This window comes from Polynucleobacter sp. Fuers-14 (assembly GCF_018882045.1).
Lineage (GTDB): Bacteria > Pseudomonadota > Gammaproteobacteria > Burkholderiales > Burkholderiaceae > Polynucleobacter.
The window spans coordinates 72,436-95,333 of sequence record NZ_JACVPG010000011.1 but is presented as its reverse complement, the minus strand read 5'-3'; the positions used below and the strand labels follow the sequence as shown (position 1 = coordinate 95,333).

The 22,898-nt window shown below is 45.9% G+C and carries 27 protein-coding genes; 8 read left to right on the top strand and 19 right to left on the bottom strand.

All coding sequences use genetic code 11. The features are described from left to right. Positions 1 to 2: 2 nt before the first annotated feature. The 8 genes from ptsP to ICN40_RS07505 form a co-directional block, all read right to left on the bottom strand. Entirely contained in the window at positions 3 to 1,754 is a 1,752-nt protein-coding gene (ptsP, locus tag ICN40_RS07540) for a phosphoenolpyruvate--protein phosphotransferase (RefSeq protein WP_216243197.1), read from the bottom strand. A 5-nt stretch (positions 1,755 to 1,759) separates the two neighbouring features. Beyond that, the gene (locus ICN40_RS07535; protein ID WP_216243196.1) at positions 1,760 to 2,029 is read right to left on the bottom strand and encodes an HPr family phosphocarrier protein; all 270 of its coding nucleotides are present in this window, start codon (positions 2,027 to 2,029) and stop codon (positions 1,760 to 1,762) included. 17 nt (positions 2,030 to 2,046) lie between these two features. After that, positions 2,047 to 2,469: a PTS sugar transporter subunit IIA gene (locus ICN40_RS07530; RefSeq protein WP_083564218.1), complete on the bottom strand. Its 423-nt coding sequence runs from the start codon at positions 2,467 to 2,469 to the stop codon at positions 2,047 to 2,049. Positions 2,470 to 2,471: 2 nt separating this feature from the next. Next, on the bottom strand, positions 2,472 to 3,413 hold the full coding sequence (gene gshB / locus ICN40_RS07525; RefSeq protein WP_216243195.1) for a glutathione synthase: 942 nt from the start codon (positions 3,411 to 3,413) through the stop codon (positions 2,472 to 2,474). Positions 3,414 to 3,441: 28 nt separating this feature from the next. Then, the gene (gene gshA / locus ICN40_RS07520; protein WP_216243194.1) at positions 3,442 to 4,740 is read right to left on the bottom strand and encodes a glutamate--cysteine ligase; all 1,299 of its coding nucleotides are present in this window, start codon (positions 4,738 to 4,740) and stop codon (positions 3,442 to 3,444) included. A gap of 104 nt (positions 4,741 to 4,844) precedes the next feature. Continuing rightward, positions 4,845 to 6,329, bottom strand: coding sequence for an ammonium transporter (locus ICN40_RS07515; RefSeq protein ID WP_072582661.1), 1,485 nt, complete (start codon positions 6,327 to 6,329; stop codon positions 4,845 to 4,847). Between the two features lie 13 nt (positions 6,330 to 6,342). Further along, complete coding sequence (locus tag ICN40_RS07510; protein ID WP_011903792.1) at positions 6,343 to 6,681, bottom strand: P-II family nitrogen regulator; 339 nt, start codon at positions 6,679 to 6,681, stop codon at positions 6,343 to 6,345. Between the two features lie 24 nt (positions 6,682 to 6,705). Then, entirely contained in the window at positions 6,706 to 7,620 is a 915-nt protein-coding gene (locus tag ICN40_RS07505) for a TorF family putative porin (protein WP_216243193.1), read from the bottom strand. 264 nt (positions 7,621 to 7,884) lie between these two features. Here ICN40_RS07505 and ICN40_RS07500 point away from each other — a divergent pair, with 264 nt between their 5' ends. After that, positions 7,885 to 8,139: an accessory factor UbiK family protein gene (locus ICN40_RS07500; protein ID WP_072582658.1), complete on the top strand. Its 255-nt coding sequence runs from the start codon at positions 7,885 to 7,887 to the stop codon at positions 8,137 to 8,139. Positions 8,140 to 8,160: 21 nt separating this feature from the next. Here the strand turns inward: ICN40_RS07500 and ICN40_RS07495 are convergent, their stop codons facing one another. The 7 genes from ICN40_RS07495 to ICN40_RS07465 are packed head-to-tail and all read right to left on the bottom strand — an operon-like array spanning position 8,161 to position 12,774. After that, a complete protein-coding gene (locus ICN40_RS07495) occupies positions 8,161 to 8,745 on the bottom strand; it encodes a hypothetical protein (protein ID WP_216860753.1) in 585 nt (194 codons plus the stop codon). Then, on the bottom strand, positions 8,738 to 9,748 hold the full coding sequence (gene lipA, locus ICN40_RS07490) for a lipoyl synthase (RefSeq protein ID WP_216243191.1): 1,011 nt from the start codon (positions 9,746 to 9,748) through the stop codon (positions 8,738 to 8,740). The genes ICN40_RS07495 and lipA overlap by 8 nt, the downstream gene beginning before the upstream one ends. Continuing rightward, entirely contained in the window at positions 9,745 to 10,389 is a 645-nt protein-coding gene (gene lipB / locus ICN40_RS07485) for a lipoyl(octanoyl) transferase LipB (RefSeq protein WP_216243190.1), read from the bottom strand. Before lipB ends, lipA begins: the two co-directional genes overlap by 4 nt. An 8-nt stretch (positions 10,390 to 10,397) precedes the next feature. After that, positions 10,398 to 10,664 (bottom strand): DUF493 family protein, encoded by a 267-nt coding sequence (locus ICN40_RS07480; RefSeq protein WP_072582654.1) that lies wholly within the window; start codon positions 10,662 to 10,664, stop codon positions 10,398 to 10,400. 19 nt (positions 10,665 to 10,683) lie between these two features. Continuing rightward, on the bottom strand, positions 10,684 to 11,397 hold the full coding sequence (locus tag ICN40_RS07475; RefSeq protein WP_216243189.1) for an alpha/beta hydrolase: 714 nt from the start codon (positions 11,395 to 11,397) through the stop codon (positions 10,684 to 10,686). Positions 11,398 to 11,423: 26 nt separating this feature from the next. Then, on the bottom strand, positions 11,424 to 11,732 hold the full coding sequence (locus tag ICN40_RS07470) for a ferredoxin (RefSeq protein ID WP_216243188.1): 309 nt from the start codon (positions 11,730 to 11,732) through the stop codon (positions 11,424 to 11,426). Between the two features lie 16 nt (positions 11,733 to 11,748). Continuing rightward, a complete protein-coding gene (locus ICN40_RS07465) occupies positions 11,749 to 12,774 on the bottom strand; it encodes a VanZ family protein (RefSeq protein WP_255561285.1) in 1,026 nt (341 codons plus the stop codon). Positions 12,775 to 12,880: 106 nt separating this feature from the next. Here ICN40_RS07465 and ICN40_RS07460 point away from each other — a divergent pair, with 106 nt between their 5' ends. Beyond that, entirely contained in the window at positions 12,881 to 13,666 is a 786-nt protein-coding gene (locus tag ICN40_RS07460; RefSeq protein ID WP_216243186.1) for a biotin--[acetyl-CoA-carboxylase] ligase, read from the top strand. Continuing rightward, positions 13,663 to 14,472 (top strand): type III pantothenate kinase, encoded by an 810-nt coding sequence (locus ICN40_RS07455; RefSeq protein ID WP_216243185.1) that lies wholly within the window; start codon positions 13,663 to 13,665, stop codon positions 14,470 to 14,472. The genes ICN40_RS07460 and ICN40_RS07455 overlap by 4 nt, the downstream gene beginning before the upstream one ends. On the opposite strand, the gene rfaE2 is transcribed toward ICN40_RS07455, so the two are convergent. Next, entirely contained in the window at positions 14,469 to 14,957 is a 489-nt protein-coding gene (rfaE2, locus tag ICN40_RS07450; protein WP_216120140.1) for a D-glycero-beta-D-manno-heptose 1-phosphate adenylyltransferase, read from the bottom strand. The two genes, ICN40_RS07455 and rfaE2, sit on opposite strands and share 4 nt — an antisense overlap. Positions 14,958 to 15,064: 107 nt before the next feature. Here rfaE2 and ICN40_RS07445 point away from each other — a divergent pair, with 107 nt between their 5' ends. From ICN40_RS07445 to ICN40_RS07425, 5 genes are read left to right on the top strand one after another with little or no spacing between them, the layout of a single operon-like run. Further along, positions 15,065 to 15,619, top strand: coding sequence for a glutathione peroxidase (locus ICN40_RS07445; RefSeq protein ID WP_374222785.1), 555 nt, complete (start codon positions 15,065 to 15,067; stop codon positions 15,617 to 15,619). After that, positions 15,616 to 16,992, top strand: a complete 1,377-nt coding sequence (locus ICN40_RS07440) for an FAD-dependent oxidoreductase (protein ID WP_216243183.1) — start codon at positions 15,616 to 15,618, stop codon at positions 16,990 to 16,992. The genes ICN40_RS07445 and ICN40_RS07440 overlap by 4 nt, the downstream gene beginning before the upstream one ends. Positions 16,993 to 16,995: 3 nt before the next feature. Further along, positions 16,996 to 17,781 (top strand): DUF1365 domain-containing protein, encoded by a 786-nt coding sequence (locus tag ICN40_RS07435; protein ID WP_216243181.1) that lies wholly within the window; start codon positions 16,996 to 16,998, stop codon positions 17,779 to 17,781. Then, the gene (locus ICN40_RS07430) at positions 17,778 to 19,073 is read left to right on the top strand and encodes a cyclopropane-fatty-acyl-phospholipid synthase family protein (RefSeq protein WP_216243179.1); all 1,296 of its coding nucleotides are present in this window, start codon (positions 17,778 to 17,780) and stop codon (positions 19,071 to 19,073) included. Before ICN40_RS07435 ends, ICN40_RS07430 begins: the two co-directional genes overlap by 4 nt. Then, a complete protein-coding gene (locus ICN40_RS07425; RefSeq protein WP_216243177.1) occupies positions 19,070 to 19,846 on the top strand; it encodes an SDR family oxidoreductase in 777 nt (258 codons plus the stop codon). Before ICN40_RS07430 ends, ICN40_RS07425 begins: the two co-directional genes overlap by 4 nt. Positions 19,847 to 19,883: 37 nt before the next feature. Here the strand turns inward: ICN40_RS07425 and ICN40_RS07420 are convergent, their stop codons facing one another. Genes ICN40_RS07420 through argS form a run of 3 tightly spaced genes read right to left on the bottom strand, consistent with a single transcriptional unit; the run spans position 19,884 to position 22,878 of the window. Then, the gene (locus ICN40_RS07420; RefSeq protein WP_216243175.1) at positions 19,884 to 20,531 is read right to left on the bottom strand and encodes a thiol:disulfide interchange protein DsbA/DsbL; all 648 of its coding nucleotides are present in this window, start codon (positions 20,529 to 20,531) and stop codon (positions 19,884 to 19,886) included. After that, a complete protein-coding gene (locus tag ICN40_RS07415; protein ID WP_216243174.1) occupies positions 20,528 to 21,115 on the bottom strand; it encodes an SPOR domain-containing protein in 588 nt (195 codons plus the stop codon). Before ICN40_RS07415 ends, ICN40_RS07420 begins: the two co-directional genes overlap by 4 nt. A 35-nt stretch (positions 21,116 to 21,150) precedes the next feature. Beyond that, on the bottom strand, positions 21,151 to 22,878 hold the full coding sequence (gene argS / locus ICN40_RS07410; RefSeq protein ID WP_216243173.1) for an arginine--tRNA ligase: 1,728 nt from the start codon (positions 22,876 to 22,878) through the stop codon (positions 21,151 to 21,153). Positions 22,879 to 22,898: the final 20 nt, after the last annotated feature.

The following is a 22,898-nucleotide window of genomic DNA, read 5'->3' as shown; positions in this document are numbered from 1 at the left end:
AATTAAGACAGCAGTCGCTCTAGAGCCTTTGCCTGCTCTTCTGGCTCGTATGCCTTCAAGACTCTAGCAACGCGGGCTTTTAACAAGCCGACATTGGCCCGAAGAATTTCCCGCTTGACCAGCAATAACTGGCTGAAGTGCATTGAGAAATCCGTTAAACCCAAGGCAAGCAATAACTTTGTTAATGCAGGATCACCAGCCATCTCGCCACAAACAGCAACAGGTACATTGGCACGTTTAGCTTGCTCAATGATATTGGCTAATAAATTCAATATCGCTGGATGTAATGGGTCATATAAATGGGCAACTGCATGATCTGCACGATCAATCGCTAGTGTGTACTGAATTAAATCATTCGTTCCAATAGAAAGAAAATCGAATCGATTAATAAACAAAGGCAAGACTAAAGCAGCGGCCGGAATCTCAATCATTGCACCAACTTGAATATTCGGATTAAATGCTTTGCCACGCTGATGCAATTGTTGTTTCGCTTTTTCAATCAGTCTAAATGTTTCATCAATCTCTTTAGCATGAGCCAACATTGGAATCATGATGCGCGCTTGACCATGTGCTGATGCACGCAGGATTGCTCTGAGCTGCGTTAAAAAGATTTCAGGCTCCGTTAAAGACCAGCGGATTGCCCGCAAGCCCAATGGTGATGTGCCTGTTTGAGAAATATCGCCACCGCCGCCCAATGCCTTATCTGCACCAACGTCAATCGTTCTGATGTTGACAGGTAAGCCATGCATTAAATCGACTACGCGACGATATTCTTGGTATTGCTGCTCTTCATCTGGCAAAGCCTGCTTACGGTCCATGAATAAAAATTCAGAGCGGAATAAACCAACCCCTACAGCACCCAACTTCACCGCCTGAATAGCATCTTCTGGCAATTCAATATTGGCAAACAACTCAATCTCAACACGGTCGGCTGTTTCTGTTTTTGCATGCTTTAACTGTTGGAGCTTGCGAGCTTCTTTGAGAACCTGAGCTTGTAGTTTGCGATATTCGGCTAGTAGCTGCTCATCTGGGGCAACTACTACAACTCCTCGATCGCCATCTAGCACCAACCAATCACCATGACGAATCATTTCGCTGGCATGGCGCACACCAACTACTGCGGGTATTTCCATGCTGCGCGCCACGATAGCCGTATGGGAAGTTTTACCACCCAGATCCGTTACAAATCCGGTAAAAGCATGCTCTTTAAAACGCAGCATGTCATGCGGAGCAATATCGTGGGCAACGATGATGGACTCAACGCCGATATCACTGGTTGGCAAAAAATCGGCATCGTTTAATGGATCTTTTTTCTGGGCATTTAATGCCTTAATCACGCGTTCAGCAACCTGACGAATATCGTTGGCGCGTTCCTTTAAATACGCATCCTCAATGTCTGCAAATTGCTCCAACAGATCATTCAACTCAGTAGTTAAGGCCCATGCTGCATTTAATCGTTGCGTGCGAATGAGTTTAATGGGCTTCTCAGCCAATGCTGGGTCTGCCAATATCATGCCGTGCACGTCTAAGAATGCCGCCATCTCTTGCGGGGCATCTTTTGGCAATCCTTGGCGCAATTGCTCAAGCTCTAGGCGAACCTGATCAAATGCGTCTAATAGCTTCTGTGCTTCAGCCTCTTCTTTACCAGCCTCAATCAGGTGATGGCTAACTTCTAATGCTGCACGAGAAATCAGTACCGCCTTGCCAATGGCAATGCCTTTCGATACTGGAATTCCGTGTAATGCAAAAGTCATACTATTTACTCACCCTCACCAAATCGGTCATTAATTAAGGCGGTGAGTGCCTGCATAGCTTCATCTGCCATTTCGCCCACAGTCTCAAGGGTCACAGTGCTGCCGATACCGGCCGCCAACATCATCACACCCATAATGCTCTTCGCATTAATTTGACGCCCATTACGTGACAGAAATATTTCACAGGGAAACTGAGCGGCTAATTGAGATAGCTTGGCAGATGCGCGCGCATGCAAGCCTAATTTATTGATGATTTCGATTTCTACCGAAGGCATAGTGTGCTGGCCCTTATCTATTCTTGATTTACTTTTGCACCTAAGCGCAAGATGCCATTCTGTCCACCAGCAAGGGCTTTTTGCGCCAAGTCTTCCAGATTTTCTCCGCGATGAGAAATGCAACGCATCAGCATAGGAAGGTTTAATCCCGCCAATACAATTACAGGCGCATTCAATCCCGATAAAGGACCCAAGGCCTCTAACTTTGAGGCCACATTAGCAGGAGTTGCACCCATAACATCTGTCAGGATTAAGACGCCGTTGCCTGTGTTCACACCATAAGCCGCCTTCATCACGCGATCAAAGCTTGCCTTGGTATCTTCATGAGGAGGGATATCCACTGCTCGAACACGCTCAGGCAATACACCAAAAGTATGCTCAGCAAACCCCAGCATTGCGCTGGCAACCGGTGTGTGAGCAACGATGACAATTCCAACCATATTTATGCCAATGCTTTCTCTAGCGCTGCCAACCAAAATTGCGCAACATTAAAGTTGCTTTGGTCAGTAATTTCAACAAAACAAGTAGGGCTCGTCACATTAATTTCAGTGAGATAGCCGCCGATTAAATCCAACCCAACCAAGAATAATCCACGCTGATTTAAAACAGGGGCTAATTTTTCAGCAATCCCTTTTTCGGTCTCGGTTAAAGGCATCGCTACTCCTTTGCCACCCGCTGCTAAATTACCCCGAATTTCGCTACCCTGCGGAATGCGAGCTAGCGCAAATGACACCACCTCTCCGCCAATTAAAAGCACACGTTTGTCACCCTGGGCAATTTCTGGAAGAAAACGTTGAACCATCAGGGTTCTTGCGCCATTCTCACCAAGGGTTTCTACAATGCTCGCAAGGTTAAGGCCATCAGCCCCAACCCTAAATACGCCCATGCCGCCCATGCCATCTAAAGGCTTAATCACGATATCGCGATGTTCCTGATGAAAAAGCTCTACCGCAGCTAATTCACGCGTAACTAAGGTAGGCGGAATCAGTTCTGGAAACTCTGTAATAGATAGTTTTTCTGAATGATCTCGAACAGCGCTTGGCTCGTTAAACACTTTCGCGCCCTGACGTACTGCGGCCGATAACAACCAAGTGGTATTGAGATATTCAATATCGAAAGGAGGGTCTGTGCGCATGAGAACTGCCGAAAAAGACTTGAGTGCTCGAGACTCAATCTCACCCAACTCAAACCAGTTCGTGGAGCTGGGATTAATGACTAAAGACTGGCAATCAGCCACCACAAAATTATCTCTCCACAACACATTGCGACTTTGACAAAACCATAAGTAGTGCCCAGCCTCTTGCGCTGCTCGCATCATTGCGAGTGTGGAATCTTTTTGAATCTTAAAAGATTCAAGGGGATCTGCAATAAAAAGAAGGTTCATTATTTCTATTGAGAGATTGGTGATTTATTTATGCAGCTTCAGCATTGGGATCGGTTCGCTCTAGCTCCAATGATGCAGCAAGCAGCGCTAAGCGAGCAACCACACCATATAGATAGAAGCGATTTGGAGCGGCGCTACCTGGCTTAGCCCCTAGATCAGGCATCGAGTTTTGCTCGAAGGCTAGAGGCACAAAATGCATGCCGGGAGCATTGAGATTCTCATCCGGACCGCGGTCAGTATGAACACGATAGAAGCCGCCAATGACATAGCGATCAATCATGTACACCACGGGCTCAGCAACCGCTTCATTGACCTTCTCGAAGGTATACACACCCTCCTGAATCAATACATCGCTGACCTCAAGGCCTTCCTTGACCACACTCATCTTGTTGCGGTCTTTACGATTCAAGCCCTTTAACTGCCCGGGATCATTGACTACCATCACACCCATGCCATAAGTACCAGCATCAGCTTTTACTACGACATAAGGCTTCTCTTTAATACCGTATTCACGGTACTTCTTGGCAGTCTTTTTTAAGACTTGCTCTACAGCAGTTTGAAGTTCGTCTTCGCCCTTACGCTCGTGGAAATTAATATTGGAGCAACTAGTAAAGTAAGGGTTAATCATCCATGGATCGATATCAACGACTTTGGCAAATTTCTTAGCCACCTCTTCATAGGCGGCAAAGTGATTAGATTTACGACGCACATGCCAGCCAGCGTGCAAGCCTGGCAGTAAGTACTGCTCATAGATGTTCTCCAGAATCGGAGGAATACCTGCGGATAAGTCGTTATTTAACAGGATCGAGCAAGGATCAAAATCTTTTAACCCTAAACGTTGTTTCTTGAGGCCCAATCGAGAAAGTGGCTCCATCAATAATCGATTGCCATCGGGTAAATCAATCCAGGTTGGCTTCTTAATTTCTTCAGAGAAAGTACCTAGCCGAACATTTAAGCCGGCTTGACGCAAAATCGAAGACAAGCGCGCAATGTTCTGCAAATAGAAAGTATTTCGTGTATGTCGTTCTGGTATCAGCAATAAGTTTTTGGCCTCAGGGCAAATCTTCTCAATGGCAGCCATGGCAGCTTGAACAGCAAGCGGCAACATCTGCGGCGAAAGGTTATTAAACCCTCCAGGGAAAAGATTGGTATCAACTGGAGCTAACTTAAAGCCAGAATTGCGTAAATCGACTGAACAGTAGAAAGGCGGGGTATGTTCTTGCCATTCCAGCCTGAACCAACGCTCAATGGTTGGGGTCGCTTCTAGAACCTTTGACTCTAATTCGAGCAAAGGGCCGGTAAGTGCAGTAATGAGATGTGGAACCATTCCACCATTGTAAGATTATTAAAAGAAAGACGCGGGATCCGAGGATCCCGCGCTTAAAACTAGGCAGCCAACTAGGGCCGCCCAGTGAGGGGTAAATCTACTGATTAAGACTCGTAAGCAGTCTCACCGTGTGAGCTGATGTCCAAGCCTTCGCGCTCTTCTTCTTCCTTAACGCGCAAACCAATCACGATATCGATCAATTTGAAGGCTACAAAAGAAACTACGCCAGACCAAATTACAGTGGTAATCACGCCTTGAGCCTGGATCCATAATTGGCTAGCAACAGAGTAATCGGGAGCAACTGCATTAGCTACATAATCCCAGATACCTGTTCCACCCAAAGCTGGGTCAGCGAATACACCAGTCAACAATGCACCAGTAATACCACCTACGCCATGAACACCAAACACGTCCAAGCTGTCATCTGAACCCAAAATCTTCTTGAGACCAGTAACACCCCAGAGGCAGATTACGCCAGCGATAACACCGATTACGATTGCACCCATTGGGCCAACGAAACCAGCAGCAGGAGTAATTGCAACTAAACCAGCTACGCAACCAGATGCAGCACCTAACATTGATGGCTTACCTTTGAGAACCCACTCAGCAACTGACCAACCCAATACAGCAGCAGCAGTAGCTAAATAAGTATTCACGAATGCCAAGGCAGCGCTACCGTTTGCTTCAAGAGCTGAACCAGCATTGAAACCAAACCAGCCGAACCACAAGAGAGCAGCGCCAGACATTACATAAACTAAGTTATGTGGCTTCATTGCTTCTTTGCCGTAGCCCAAACGCTTGCCGATAACAAAGGAACCAACCAAACCAGCGATCGCAGCATTGATATGCACAACGGTACCGCCAGCAAAGTCGAGAACACCTTTTTGCCACAACCAACCAGCACGAGCAGTAATTGCTTCTAGTGATGCAGCGTCTTTGATGTCATCTGGACCAGGCCAGAACCAAACCATGTGAGCGATTGGCAGGTAGCTCAAAGTGAACCAAATCACCATGAATACCAAGATTGCAGAGAACTTAGCGCGCTCAGCAAAAGAACCAATGATCAAGCAGCAAGTAATAGTTGCGAACACCGCTTGGAAAGCCATAAATACATACTCAGGAATCACAACACCCTTACTAAAGGTTGCTGCTACTGAGTCTGGATTCATACCGCCCAAGAAGAGACGATCTAATCCACCGATGAATGCTCCGCCTTCCGTGAATGCAAAGCTATAGCCATAAATCGCCCATAGCACTGAAATCAAAGAGAAGACCATGAAACATTGCATACAGATAGACAAGATGTTCTTGCTACGTGTCAAACCGCCGTAGAACAACGCCAAGCCAGGAAGAGTCATCAACAGCACTAATGCTGTACAGACCATCATCCAAGCAGTGTCACCTTTATTGCACTTTTCAGAGCAAAGAACAGGAGCAGGTTCTGCAGCAGCAGGAGTAGCAGCAGGAGCTGTTACAGCTGGTTTCTTTACTTCATCAGCATGCGCTGGCGAAGTAACCATTACACCAGTAGCGCCAATAGCCAAAGCCATAGCACCACCAGCAACGAGTCGTTTCATCCAAGTTAACATTTTGAACCTCTCTTTAAAGTGCTGACGCGCCGGTTTCACCGGTACGAATACGAATGACGTGCTCAACTGGAGAGACAAAAATCTTGCCATCGCCAATCTTGCCAGTACGTGCTGATTTTTCAATTGCTTCAATCGCACGCTCCAAGATGCCATCTTCAACAGCAGCTTCAATTTTTACTTTAGGTAAAAAGTCGACAACATACTCAGCACCACGATACAACTCGGTGTGACCTTTTTGACGACCAAAGCCTTTAACTTCAGTGACGGTAATGCCCGAAACTCCCACTTCTGAGAGAGCTTCGCGCACTTCGTCAAGCTTGAAGGGCTTGATGATTGCGGTAATTAATTTCATGTGTTTCTCCGTTCAGAGTGGAAATTAGAAAGTTTTTGTCAGGGCTACAACTGCGTTACCGCGTCCAGCATTTCCACCGTTAGGTGTCGAATAAACATAAGTATTTCCAACCTTCTGCGCGCTTGTACCTGTGTAGTAAGCAGTCCCTGACAAGCCACCGCCAAAGTCTTTAGTCAAACCCAGCTTCCAGTCTGCATAGCTTGCATTCCATGTTCCACCGTTACCAGCTCCAGCGATTGCGGATGTAGTGACGATGTTATTGGGTACATACTGATAACCAACGTGTGCATTAACAGCGATCCCATAAAAACCGGTGTCATAGTTTGCAGTCAAATCAGGATAAAAAGCACCGGAAGACTGTTGAAGTCCGAACAAAGTCGTTACGGCGTATGAGACTTTTCCAAAACCAGTTACTGGGCCAAAAGTGAAGTTTTGAGCAGCATATAACTCAGTTGTGTTTGGCGTTGTACCAGAAGCTTGACGTGATGCTGGGTTAGCAGCAACCCAAGCATTGGATTGGCTTGATGGCAATCCTGAAGTTGGGTAGTAGTATTGCAAGACGCCGACGTCAGTTGCAAAACCTTCGCCAATCAATTCTTTCTTAAAGCCGGCGTAGAAGTCCATCTCAACAGGAGCAGAAACAGAATGGCCGCCTTGGCCAGCACCAGGATAGCTATCGCTAATCCAAGTAATGGAGGAGTTCCAGTTACCAATGTAGAAACCGCTCTCATGCGCATAATCAAAACCGCCTTGAATGGCTGGCTTATTATTAGTTTGTGTAATACCGCGGTAGATATAGTTACTTGCAACGGTAACGTTAGCAGTGATTGGACTTACTTCTGGTGCTGCTGGCTCGTCAGCTGCGAATGCTGCAGTTGAAAGGCCTGCCAACAAAGCTACTGCTGCCGCAGAGATTGCTGTCTTTTGCAAAGTTTTCATGAACTACTCCTTACTGGTTGTAATAAAAAAATGGGTTGAATGCTTATTGCATGGGGTGATATTGAATCCCCAGGGGTTCATGGCTTTGTCACAAATCCCCCAAATAAGGCAAATGCCCTTTTTTGGTGCTAAATATTGCACCTGAAGGGTGAATATGGGGCATTTTTCGGGTTTTAACCCCTTTTTGGGCAGTTTTACGCATACAACTTAAAATACAAATGTGTATCTTTTCTGCAACTCTCAATAGAACTGCGAACCCTCATCATGCAAAAACCAGGCGAAATCCTCGAGCAAATCCAACGTATCGCGAACGATATGCAAAACAAGGTTGGTGATGCCATTCGCAATTCGCCAGCTCAAGAAATTGAAAAGAATGTACGCGCCATGATGAATCAAGGATTTCAGAAAATGGATTTGGTAACACGCGAGGAATTTGATCTTCAAAGCAAAGTGCTTGCTAAGACACGTGAAAAGTTAGAAGCGCTTGAAGCTAAAGTTGCTGCACTAGAAAAACAATAATTAAATGATCTTCTCTTCAGACTACTCTGGAGAAAAATCACTAAAGAAGTTTTCATACTCTTCTTTAGACAATAAAGTTTTTACATTCTCCGTGCCTGCATTCATATGCAGGACTGATATTTGATAAACCCAGATATCACCATTCAACGCAACTCGATTAATCCAACGAACGCGCATGAGTTGCTGTGATTTACCGTTGGATTCCAAATCCAGAAAATAATCTTTGATCGGTAAACGCTGTCGATCTGTTGTTTTATAAAAAGCATCCTCAACAATGACATCGCCACCAGATGCTTTTGCCCTATCAATTAAGTTAGCCTGTAATTGCGAAAGTAACTTGCTTAGTGAGGCACTTTGATTGGCCGGCAACTGGATAGTGCTGACCGAGTAAATATCATCATCAATTTTTACCGCTTCAAGTGTCTGTAAAAGTTCTTGATCAAGATAAGGAATGCGGCGCTCTAACTTATCTGGTTTGCCAGGAAATAAAGCGGTATATCTTTCTTGCGGGGCTTGGACTGAACGCCAATCTAATTTAGGACTACATGCAATCAGAAAAAAGAAAGTCGCTAGTAAGGAGGCGGCTTTGAATATCTCTCTAAACAACCCCAGCTCCGTGCGCCTGTTGATCTGCGTGATAGCTTGAGCGCACCATAGCGCCTACAGCCGCATGAGAGAAGCCCATTTCATACGCCTTTTCTTCAAACATCTTAAAGACGTCGGGATGAACGTAACGCGTAACAGGTAGATGATGTCCTGACGGGGCAAGATACTGACCAATAGTGAGCATATCGATATTGTGCTCACGCATATCACGCATGACTTCCAAAATCTCATCATCTGTTTCACCAAGACCCACCATTAGACCGCTTTTAGTAGGGACATGAGGAAAGCGCTCTTTAAAATCTTTCAAGAGTTTTAAAGAATGCAAATAATCTGCACCCGGTCTAGCCTGTTTGTATAAACGAGGCACTGTTTCGAGGTTGTGATTCATCACATCGGGCAAGCCACTCGGTGCATGCTCAGCAAAAATATCCAACGCTTTATCTAGGCGGCCACGGAAATCTGGGACCAATACTTCAATACGGGTATTCGGGGAGAGTCCGCGTGATTGAGAAATACAATCGACATAATGCATTGCGCCACCATCACGCAGATCATCACGATCCACGCTAGTGATAACGACATAGTTCAATTTAAGCGCAGCAATTGTGCGGGCGAGATTTGCAGGCTCTTTTGTATCCAGCGGATCTGGTCTACCGTGACCTACATCACAAAATGGGCAACGACGCGTGCACTTGTCCCCCATGATCATGAATGTGGCAGTCCCTTTACCAAAACACTCACCTATATTGGGGCAACTCGCTTCTTCACAAACAGTGACTAACTCGTTCTCGCGCAAAATCTTTTTGATTTCAGAAAAGCGGGAATTATTAGAAGCTGCCTTCACCCGAATCCAGTCAGGCTTTTTCAATACCTCTGTTAAAGGAATGATTTTGATTGGAATGCGCGCAGTCTTTTCGCTCGACTTTTGTTTACGTGATGCGTCGTAATTGAGGTCTTGGCGCGCCTCGATAGGTGTCTTGGTGTCAGGCTTATTTGTGGTCATGATGGCATCAGATGCTTTTGTAAATGCTGCAAAAGCCTTTGGCTAATAGTGTCTATATTGTCCTTGATCCCAAGGGTTTGCATATCAACTGTCTTTAAACCCTCATACCCACAGGGGTGGATACGCTGAAATGCTTCTAAATCGGTAGCGACATTCAGGGCTAGGCCATGATAGGAGCAGCTTTTGGAGACTTTGAGGCCCAAGGCAGCTACCTTAGCGCCAATCCATTCTGAGGACACTCCTGACTGCTCAGAGACATAAATTCCCGGAGCCCCCGGATGCCTTTCAGCCTTAATCCCAAAATCGGCCAGCGTATCTATCAGCGCCTGCTCTATACGAGAGACCAATTCTTTTACAAAGATCCCTAGACGCTTTAGATCTAGCAAAAGATAAACCACGATTTGACCTGGCCCGTGATACGTAATCTCCCCACCCCGATCCACTTGCACGAGTGGAATTTGATTGCTGGGTGTATGCAAGTTACCCGCATCGCCTGCCAAACCTAAAGTGAAAACCGGAGGATGCTCTAGGACCCAAATTTCATCGGGCGTTTCACTAGTACGCTCTTTAGTAAAGAGTTTCATCGCCTCATACGTAGAGGCGTAATCTGCCAAACCCAGTTGTTTTACTAAAGCTGCCATGAATTCAATTACAGAACAACACTAACCAATGGATGGGTGGACAAGGTTCTATACAACTCATCTAACTGTTCACGGCTAGTCGCAGTAATTGGCAAAGTAATGCCTAAATAATTTCCATCCTTAGAAGGACGCTGCTCGACCTTACTCTCATCAAACGTAGGATCAAATTGTTTGGCAATATGCACTATCGCTGGAAGATATTCTGGGTTTGCTTTACCCATGACCTTGATAGGAAATAATGATGGGTACTCGATTAATGATTTTTCTTCGGCCATATAGTCTTTCTATTTCTAATTACTTACGATGATCTGGCATGCCTAACCACGCACCAGTAATGATGTTGCGAATGCAATGTAGGCGGCGATGGAAAAAGTGATCTGCGCCAGGCACTACTTGCACAGTCAACTCTTGCGGACGGGCCCAATCTAAAACATCAATCAAGGGAATGGTTTCATCTAGTTCCCCATGAATCAAAATCGTATCTGCAGGCACTGGGGCCAGAGTCCATTTGCCTGCGGCGCTACCCACCATCACCAGTCGCTCAGCTGGACGACCCAAGTCTGAGAGTCTCTGCACTAAGTGACTTCCAACAAAGCTTCCAAAAGAAAAACCTGAAACTACTAGCGGCAGCGTATTGGCATCCCCTACCCAGGATTGATTCGCAGTTGCTTCAAATTGACTCCAACTTGAGGGTGTACGCATCCAATCGGTTACATGAAGCAAGTCCTCTAACTCACCAACGCCATCGTCATGAACACCTTCGGTTCCGCCTACACCGCGAAAGTTTGGGCGCACACTAACGTATCCCAACTGGTTAAAAGCACGCGCCATAGTTTGAGCCACCTTGTTATCCATAGTGCCGCCCATCAAAGGATGGGGGTGAGCAATGAGGGCCAAGCCACGGACAGCAAATGCAGGATCATTTTTTAAGTCATCTGGCAGATCAATAGACATTTCCATTGATCCGAAAATGCCTTCAATCTGAATTACTTTTGTACGGCTATTCATAAAAAACTTTCAACTCTCTGTAATGGCTAGGCTAATTGCAAGCGCTCTACTGGACGACCTTCGATTAAATGAGACTGAATAATTTCTTCAACATCATCCACATCAACCATGGTGTACCAAACACCGTCTGGGTAGACAACCATGACAGGACCGTCAGCACAGCGATCTAGGCAACCCGCCTTATTCACGCGAATTTTTCCTGGGCCCGCAAGACCAAGCTCTTTCACTCTTTTCTTGGCATAGTCAAACAAGGCAAAAGCATTATGTTGATCGCAACAATCTTCACCATTGGCGCGCTGATTGAGACAAAAAAATAGGTGGTGTGAAAAACTCATAAAAAAATTATATTCATCAATGTTTCGGTTTAAATTCCACGGCACTTCGAACCATCCAAATCAGCGCCAGAGGTAACCATACTACGGAAACCCATTGCATCAACTCATTAAAGTGTAATAGGCGCCCTTGATACCAGTGTCTGAGCGTCAGAATGAAATATGGATTGTCAGGCAAAACATTGACCGCTATTATCGTTCCCAGCAAGCAAATCAAAGCTAACCAAAACTTAGTCATTTGCTTGAGCCTTAAGGTCCATCTTAATAAGATGCTACCCAGCACCATTCCCCATAGAGCTCCAGCGGTAAGCCAGATCAAACTAAACTCAGCGCCAAATTGAAGGGCGGTAAATAAAGTCTTTACCATCACTGTTAGGCCAAGCAGTCCATTGAGAATGCGCCACTGGGGGGCTTTAGTGCGCAACCCAAGAGAGAGCAATAAGGCCACTCCAAGCCAGCATAGCGAGGTAATTACCGCCTCTTGAATAACCTGATTGATCACCACAGTACCCCAATCAACGGAGCCAAATATGGCATGCCCCCATACGCCCGTACCAAGCCAAGAGCTTTGAGGATAAATTTGTGACCAGGGAAATAATAAGAACAAGGCACACGCTGCCCAATTAAGGCCAAACCATTGATCAAAACGTCGACGAATTGCGCTTCCAGAAAGCCATTGTGGTCCTAGAGGAATCGCCAATAAGCCACCTAACAGTCCTCCCAATATATTGGCCCACCAGTCCATCTGGCTCGGTATGCGAGTGGGCAGCCAAGACTGCAAAGTTTCTACACCTAGCGCCAGGCCAGCACTCAAGCTAAGGGCCATTCCAAGAGCTACGTAGTTACGCCAACGAGGATAGGCAGCAAACACTACCAAAAATCCAAAGGGAATATAAGCCAAGATATTGACCGATACATCAAATAAAGTCATAAAACGGGGCAAGGGAGCATCCAACCACGCCCAAGCAGAGATCCCATTCTGAAAATCAAAGTCAAAGGGGTTCAAGCTTACATAGATGATCAAAAGCGCGTAGCTTAAGCTCATAGCCCTCGCTAAGGGCATAGCCTGTAGTGGCCATACCAGCTTTCGAGGTCGTTGATCTTTTTGATCCATCCCACAATTCTAGGTCAGACCTTTCTACAATGGCGGAATGACTGCAAATTGCATACTTGAGCGCGTTACCGAGACTAGATCCACCAATGATGATCTTATGAGTCGCTGGCGTGCAGGGGAACTCATTGATCCGGTGGCTCGGATTGCCCACAAACAAACTGCGGGCAAAGGCAGGGCAGGCCGAGCATGGCTAGCCAACCCCGAGGACTCTCTTTGCTTCTCTCTCGCATTTTCATTTAAAAGAACTCCGGCCGAACTCAGCGGACTCAGCTTATTAGTTGGCCTTGCAGTGATAGAAGGTATTGCACAAGCTTGCAACCTGAGCGAGGAAGAACTTCAAGAGGCTGGCCTGCAACTGAAATGGCCCAATGACTTATTGCTGAACAAGCACAAACTTGGCGGCATCCTGATTGAGGGCGGCCAAGCAAAAGCGGGTGATCCTACTTGGATGATTATTGGGGTTGGCATTAACTTGCGCAATCCAGAAGCAATTGAAGCAAATCTAGATACGGGCCTGAAAGTGGGTTCACTTGCTCAACTGACAAAATCACTCCCTGATACAGAATATCTCTGGCTCAAACTGATTGCTTCACTCGAACACAGTCTTGCCGAATTTGACCTGCATGGATTTAAGTCCTACAAAGAACGCTGGATGGGCTGGGATGCATATCGAGATCAGGCCGTGTACATTTCGGGCGCTGGTAAGGATCCTATTCATGGCATTGCAAAAGGTGTAGATGGGACAGGGGCATTACTATTGCAACAAGAAAACAAAATCATCGCCATTCATGCGGGTGATGTTTCATTGCGGATTCAATCATGAGCCTTTATTTATTTTTTGATGTTGGTAACACGCGCCTGAAGTGGGCAGCTGTGGAGTCAACACAAAATCCTAGCGCTCAACAAAAAAAGTTATGGGCATACTCAGGCTCTATTAGTAGCAAGTCTTTGCAATCAGCAGAACATCGAGCTGAGTTGGCTGACTATATTGCTAAAACCTTACCGAAGCCTGCAGCTATTGGCTTTGCCTGCGTTGCTGGCCAGGAAGCGATTGCCAATCTCAAATCACTGTTCCCGCAATGGAATGACCTGGATTGGAAACAACTTGCTGGCAATAGTGCTTACACAGGAATGCGTAGCCTGTATCAAGATCCCAGCAAGCTCGGCGCTGACCGCTGGGCCGCTCTGATTGGGGCACGCGCCTTATCAAATAAAAACACCTTGATTGTGAATGCCGGTACTGCCACCACCATCGACTTATTGGGTTCTAACGGCGTACATTACGGCGGATGGATTTTGCCCGGTCTTGGATTAATGCAAGAAAGTCTGGCAAACAATACTGCGCAGCTAGGCCTGGCTACACGCGTAGAACATCATGGGTTTGGATCCTCCACTAATGACGCAATCATTGGAGGTTGTGATGCAGCGCAAGTTGGAGCAATCTTGTATGGCATACAGCATGCAAAAGAATTAAATCTTCCCATCGAAAAAATTTGGCTTGATGGCGGAAATGCCAAAGTCCTAGCGCAAGAAATTACAAAAACTCATTTACCAATCAAACAAGCCGTGGAAGTAACTGAAGGATTAGTACTTCGCGGTATCTGGGCGTGGTTACTGCAAAGCCTCTAAGAGCGGATCTTACCCAACAGGCTTGTAGTTGAGCGCTCATATAGGAAAGGTATCGCAACTGCTTTACCACCCCAACTTTTTACCAGATGGGTTTCTGCCAAAGTGTCGATATCGTAATCACCACCCTTGACGTAAATATCAGGACGAATTTTTTCAATCAAATTGACTGGTGTTTGTTCGGTAAACAACACAGTCATATCCACGCTTTCTAATGCAGCCAATAAAGCCTGGCGATCAGCCTCTGCATTAATGGGTCTGTCATCGCCTTTACCCAACATCTTCACTGAGGCATCAGAATTCACGCCCACCACCAAGCTAGCCCCTAGGGCACGAGCCTGGGCCAAATAACTGGCATGGCCACGGTGCAGGATATCGAAGACTCCATTAGTAAAGACCAGTGGTCTAGGAAGATTTTCCAGGCGAGTAGCAAGCTGTTCTGGTGAGCAGACTTTTGCTTCAAAAGAAGGGGGTGGCAAATGACTCATAACCCAATATTAATGGCAATCTTGCGAGGCCAGCGATATTACCCAGAATGTCTTAGACTTGGCTTCTCACTCGTGAATAAAAAAGGTGCAATATGCCCCGTTTTGTAATGAACTGCCTATTTGGGCTATTTGCATTCTTGTCTGGATTTCAGCTTGCCAATGCTGCCCCCACTTGCAGCCCCCTGCTCTCCCATACTTTTCCTCGCTTACAGGATGAAGTGCCGCAAAACCTTTGCCAATATCAAGGGAAAGTCATATTGGTAGTCAATACAGCCAGCTTTTGCGGCTTTACAAGCCAATATGAAGGTCTTGAGAAGATTTACGCTAAATACAAAGATCAAGACTTTGTCATTCTGGGCTTTCCCTCGAATGACTTTGGACAACAGGAACCTGGTAGCAATAAAGAGATTGCCGATTTCTGCAAGAACACCTATGACGTGAAATTTCCAATGTTTGCTAAGAGCACGGTTTCTGGCGTTAACCCAAACCCCCTATTTAAGATGTTGATTGCCAAAACTGGCACAACTCCAAAGTGGAATTTTTATAAGTATTTAATCGATCGAAATGGTAATGTGGTTGATTCGTTTGGAAGCGTTACCAAACCCACCAGTAGCAGCATTACAAATGAAATTGAAAAGCTTTTAGGAGAAAAAGCTCAGTGAGTAAAAAAAGAATTGCCATTATTGGCGCAGGCATCTCTGGGTTAGGCTGTGCCTACGCCTTAAGACAACATCCTGAATTTGAAATCACCTTGTATGAAGCTGGCGATCACATTGGTGGCCACAGCAATACTGTTGATATCACTTGCAATATCGGTGGAAATGAAATCACACACGGTGTAGATACTGGTTTCCTGGTATTTAACCGTAAGACTTATCCACGGCTCGTTCGTTTATTCGAAGAAATTCAAGCGCCAGTAGCCCCCTCAGAAATGTCTTTTTCTGTATCGATTGATACCGCCAGTAAATCTGGGGCGGGGAAAAAGATTGAATGGGCTGGTAACGACATCAATTCTTTTTTTGGACAAAGATCCAATCTCCTATCTCCATCATTTTGGAGAATGGCTTATGACATCATGCGTTTTAATCGTTTGGCCACTCAGTTAGCACATGACCAAATTGAAGCTGGTCATCAATACAAAGAGCCTGATGAAAAAATTGCCGATTTTTTAAAACGTCATCGCTTTAGCCAAAGCTTTAAAGAGAATTACTTTCTACCCATGATCGGCGCCATCTGGTCTTGTTCAGTCGAACAGATGCTCGAGTTCCCTATTCAAACCATGGTGCGCTTTTGCCATAACCACGGCCTTTTGCAAATCCAAAATCGCCCGCAATGGTTGACTATCAAGGGTGGCTCACGAGAATATGTAAAGCGCCTTGTGACAGCACTAGAAACACATGGGGTGGCCATTAAAAGGGACTGTGTCCTGAGGGTGAATACAGGTCATGATGTCGGGCCAGTTGAGGTTATCAGTCAGGCTGGCTCGGCCCATTTCGATGAAGTCATCATGGCTTGTCACAGCGACCAAACATTAGATTTAGTTCATGGCATTGACCAACAATCAAGAAATATCCTGGCATCAGTTCCATACCAAAAGAATCGAGCAATATTACATACCGATATTCGTTTCTTGCCAGATGCAAAACGTTGCTGGGCTGCCTGGAATTACACCGCTAAATCCGGTGCCAAAACAAACACAAAGCAACATGTCAGCGTTAACTACTTAATTAATCGCCTACAACCTCTACCAGCTCAACTTCAAGATACCCAAATTATTGTGAGCTTAAATCCCTCGGAAGAGCCAGATCCAAAACTCGTACATCAAGAGATTCACTATTCACACCCTGTCTTTGATATGAGTGCGATTCAAGCCCAGAAGGAGCTACCCCTAATTCAGGGCACATCCTCTATTTGGTATTGCGGCGCCTGGACGGGATTTGGGTTTCATGAAGATGGTTTACGCTCCGGAGAATTAGTGGCAGAAGCTTTAATTGAAAGCATTCGTCAACCGATCAAAACCAAACAAGATGTGTAATTGATGTCAGATGCCAAGATTAACTTTGGAGTAGTAAAACACCAGCGCTTGAGGCCAGCTAAGAATGCCTTTGGTTATGGGGTTTTCACCATCTCCATCCCTATGCGTACTCGCAATGCCAACCCGAATTTACTGAATCAAAACGGCTTAAGCGATAACCGTTGGGGCCTCTGTGCATTTTTTGATAAGGACCATGGCTTAGGAGAATCCAATAGCCTTGCTTGGATCGAAAAGATTCTTGCAGACAATCATGTGCAACATGTCGATGGAGAAATTTGGCTACAGACCTTTCCTAGGGTATTGGGTTACGTCTTTAATCCAGTGAGCTTTTGGATCTGCACGCGCGCCGATGGCAAAGTACAGGCGGTACTGGCTGAAGTTAACAATACCTTTGGTGAGCGTCATTGCTATTTACTTCACAAAGATTCGGGTGAAGCATTGCACTCGGGCGAAACACTTAGTAGTAAAAAGGTATTTCACGTTTCACCATTTTGTGCAGTACGTGGTGATTACCATTTCCGCTTTTTATTTCCGCAAGATAGTAGTAGCGGCAAGAATAATGTCTGTCGCATTGAGCTTCATGAGGACGGCCAACCCCTCATTAACACCAGCATTAGCGGCACCAGCCGCCCACTCAGTCGCACCAATATCATGCTGGCGCTACTACGCTACCCATTAATGAGCTTGGGTGTCATTTTCCGAATACATTGGCAAGCATTGAAATTGTGGGTAAAAGGTGTACCCTTTCACTCAAAGCCTAAACCACCAGAACTTGAAGTTAGCAGATGAATCGCCCAGGACAATCCCTTCTCTCCAGACTCAATTTTTCTCGTCCACAAGGACGAGATAGCGCTTCGCCGCAACACCAAATTAAGGCTAAGGCACTCCTAACCCTCCTGACAAAGCTAAGCAGTGGTCATTTAAAACTCACCCTTCCCAATGGCGAGAAGCGGGAGTTTGGCATTCAAAGTGATCAATTGCATGCTGAAATTCATATCTTAGAGTGGTCTGTATTTAAAGAGATCATGTCCCATGGAGATATTGGTTTTGCCGAGAGCTATATTCAAGGCAAATGGAATACTCCAGACCTCAAAGCACTGCTTGAGTTAGCCATACGCAACCGAACTATTTTAGAAAAAGCCATTTACGGCAATTGGTACGGATCAATTTTTTACCGTCTAAAACACTGGTTGCGAGATAACAGCAAAGCGGGAAGCCGCAAGAATATTCATGCGCATTATGACCTAGGCAATGCTTTTTATACGCTATGGCTTGATCCCACGATGAGCTACTCGAGCGCCTGGTTTTCTGAAGGTAATCAGCAAGTCTTAACTGATGCTCAGCGTGCAAAGATTGGACGCATTCTAGATTCCTTAAAGACGGCGCCAGGGGAGCACATACTTGAAATTGGTTGTGGCTGGGGTGGCGTTATGGAGGAATCTCTTCGTAATAAGAGAGCCATTACTGGCCTAACTCTATCTACAGAGCAAAAAGCATTTGCAGAGAAACGTTTACTAGCAGTGCAAGGTCAAATTGCTAACCCTCCTGGATTTGAAGTGCGCCTTGAAGACTATCGCGATTGCCAAGAAAAATTTGATGGCATTGCTTCCGTCGAAATGTTTGAAGCAGTTGGTGAGAAACATTGGCCAGAGTATTTTGAAACGATTGCCCACTGTCTAAAATCGGGCGGCAAAGCTTGCATTCAGACGATTGTAATTGCTGAAGATCTCTTTGATCGCTACAGACGCAACACTGACTTTATTCAACAGTATGTATTTCCTGGAGGTATGCTGCCCTCTAGAGCAAGCTTTAAAGCAAGCGCTGCTAAAGCTGGATTGCGAATTGATGACGAGTTCGCCTTTGGCGGAGATTACGCAAGAACTCTTTGCTTGTGGCGCGATAGCTTTAATCAAAAACTGCAAGAAGTACGTCAACTTGGCTTTGATGAAGCATTCATACGCCTTTGGAACTTCTACCTCATGTATTGCGCCGCCGGCTTTACTGAGCATAATATCGACGTAGTGCAATTCACTCTGAGTCATCAACCATCACCAGCATCTTCTGATGCACTAGGCACATGAAACAAAGCGGAATAGACCACTTTTCAGGCAAAAGAGTCTGGGTCATAGGCGCATCCAGCGGCATTGGCGAAGCTTGTGCGAAAACCCTTCTTCTCAAGGGCGCTAAAGTAGCGCTTTCCAGCCGAAGAGCTGAACGATTAAATGAAATTGCCCTCACTGGAACGATTGATCAAAGCCTAGTCATTCCTATCGACGTTACTGATGATGCGCAACTCCAGGATGGCTATAAAACGATTTTGAACGCCTGGGGCGGAATTGATCTCCTGCTCTTTGTATCGGGCGTATACACCCCATTGCGAGCAGCTTATTTTGATTTCAAGATTGCTGAAAAAACAATCGATGCAAATCTTCTGGGGCCTATGAGAGCAGTTGCATTAGTAATGCCAGAGATGCTAAAGGCTCGCTCGGGACATATTGCCATCGTGGGTAGCGTTGCAGGGTATAGCGGCCTGCCAAAAGCCTTGGCATATGGCCCAAGTAAAGCCGCCATCATTAATTTTTGCGAGAATTTATATTACGACTTGTTGCCGACAGGAGTCAGTGTGCACATGATCTCGCCAGGATTTGTAGCTACTGAGGCTACTGCAAAAAATGACTTTGAAATGCCAGCTTTAATTAGTGCCGAGGAAGCAGCCAGCGAGATATTGACCGGTATTCAGAGGGGGGAATTCGATATTCACTTCCCCAAGCGATTCACAAGATTCTTAAAGTTTCTGAGAATCTTGCCTTACCCAATCTACTTTTGGATTGTGCGCCGCTTCGTCAAAATTTAAGCGGCGCTAAAGCATTACGCAGCAACCTATTTTTAAGTTACTGCTTGTACTTGTCTTTACGAATTTTCTCTTCTAGATAATCCATTACTGCAATTGCTTTAGCTTTAGATCCAGCAATGGATGGTGATGTCACATACTTACCCTGCATCACAATCGTCGGCACTCCATCAATACGATAGGCTTCGGTTAATTGCTTAGCGGCACGCGCTTTAGAAACTACTGCAAAAGAACGATAAGTTGCTAAGAAAGTATTACGATCAACCCCTTGAGATGCGACCCAATCCGCGATCTCCGCCTCCGTCAAGAGGTGCTTATTTTCTTTATGTATTGCGTACATGACTTTTTCGTTTAGAGCATCAGCTTTGCCCATCGATTCGAGCGCGTAATACATTTGGCTATGGGGCAAGAAGTCATCACGGAAAGCTACGGGGACTCTTTTGAAGACAACATCCTTAGGCTGGCGCTTTACCCAGCTACTGAGCTCTGGCTCAAAGTCGTAGCAATGCGGGCAGCCGTACCAAAAGAATTCAATAACCTCTACTTTTCCCTTGGTTTCGACCGGCTGTGCAACAGGCAATATGCGGTAATCAAAGCCTTCTTCGATTTTTTGAGTTTGTGCACTAACAAAGCCACTTAAAGAAAGCAGCGCTAATAAAGTAATGAATCTTTTGCTGAATGAAATCATGATTTACTGGATTTGATTAAAGTTGGTTTAATGCCAATGCTACTCAATTTGTCTCGCACTGAGTTGCTCTCTTCAACGCTGTTATATGGACCTACCCGCACGCGCCAGAGGGTATTGCCATCACTCGTAACTTCGCTAAGCTGAGCCTGAATTCCCTGGATTGCTAAATTCGCTTTTTGCGCATCTGCATCAGCACGCTTTGTAAACGCGCCCACTTGCAAGAAATAAATGGAGTCTGATTTGCTTGCAGGGGATGCGTCCGCTGGCTTATCAGCAGTTTTCTTGCCATTTACCAAATCTCCAATCGGATCGGGTGATGCAGGGGCGGGTGATTTACCCTGGAGCGGCTTATTTAAATCAACCGGCTCAGCAGGAGAGACCGCTTCACCTTCAGCAGGTGCCGCAGAAGGTTTAATAGTCAAAGGCAGACTAGGGGCACGCATCCCCGGTCTTTCTTGAGGGGTATTTTTAGAAAGATAAAAGGCAATGACAAAGGCGATTCCAAGACCGACGCCTAAACCCAAAATAAAGCCGAGAATAGTGCCGCCGTATTGGGAGTTTTGTTGATTCGGTGTTTTCATCATTTCCTCATCTTACATCTTCACTTCATACCTCGCCATTACATCTTTATTGGCGCCGATACCCCGAGTACTTTTAAGCCATTTTGCAGAACTTGGCGGGTTGCTAGTAGCAATGCAAGACGCGCTTGCTTTAAGTTTTGATCGTCAACCAAGACGCGATCCGCGTTATAGAAGGCATGGAAATCGCCCGCTAAGTCACGCAGGTAAAAAGCCAAGGCATGTGGCGCTAATTCTTCGGCAGCAGCGGTCAGAACTTCTGGGTATTCTGCCAAACGACGCAGTAAATGATCCGATGCTTTACTTTGTAAGAGCGATAAATCGGCCGCAGCCAAATCCGATATTTGACCACCCCACTGCTGCAAGATTGAATTAATTCTTGCATGCGCATATTGAACATAGAACACTGGGTTCTCATCGTTTTGCTGCAAGGCTAAATCAATATCAAAAACGAACTCGGTATCTGCTTTACGTGAGATCAAGAAAAAGCGCACAGCATCGCGACCACGTTGCAAAGCTAACTCCCGCTCTTCAGGCGTCATCTCTGGAGTAACGCCACCAGACCATTCAACCAAATCACGCACAGTGACATATGAGCCCGCACGCTTAGAAATTTTGACCTCTTCACCATGGCGCATAACCGTAACCATCTTATGCAGCACATACTCTGGATACGTTTTAGGAATATCCCAGCCGCGCTTTTGTGCCACGCCCTGCAAGCCTGAACGCACGCGGGCAATCGTGCCATGGTGATCACTACCCTGCACATTAATCACTTTCTGAAAGCCACGATTCCACTTGCTGGTGTGATACGCCACATCAGGCACAAAGTAGGTAAAGCTACCATCAGACTTACGCATTACGCGATCTTTATCGTCACCATCATCCGTACTCTTCAACCAGAGCGCACCTTCGGATTCATAGGTCTTACCAATGCTCTGTAAATCGCCAACGATTTGAGCAACGCTACCATCGGTATATAAAGAGGACTCTAAGTAATAGCAATCAAATTTCACACCAAAGGTTTTTAAATCAATGTCTTGTTCATTACGCAAATAAGCAACCGCAAATTGACGAATGGCTTCAAGATCATCTTTAAATTCTGGAGAGGCTTTAAATGCGCCCGCAATCTCCGCAATATATTCGCCGTTATATGCCTGCTCAGGCCAGTTGGCATCACCAGGCTTCAAACCCTGTAAGCGTGCTTGAACAGACAAGGCTAAATTCGCGATCTGCACACCGGCATCGTTGTAATAAAACTCACGATGAACTTTGATTCCCTGGGTAGCCAATAGATTAGCTAAGGCATCGCCCAGCGCTGCTTGTCTACCGTGACCTACATGTAATGGGCCGGTTGGATTGGCGGAGACAAACTCAATCATGGCGCTTGGCGCAGACCGACCATCCTGCACAGACTCGCCAAAATGAGCTCCCGCAGAAAGGATCTCCTGAACTACAGCAGTCTTAGCAGCATTGCTAAGGCGGAAATTAATGAAGCCAGGGCCAGCGATGTCACAGGATGCAATCAGCTCATTAAAGCCTACTTGCTGCTGCAAGCGCTCTACCAAAGCCTGTGCCAGCTCACGCGGGTTCAGCTTCCAAGCCTTTGCTAGCTGAAGGGCGATATTACAAGCGACATCACCATGGTCAACAGCCTTGGGACGCTCCAAACGGGGGGTAGGAGCCTCCCCTAGGTCGCGCTCCTGAGCCAAGCCTGCAAGTGCAGCACTCAGCATTTCAATTAAACGATTTTTATTGGTTAACAACATAGATAAGTGAGTTTATCAGG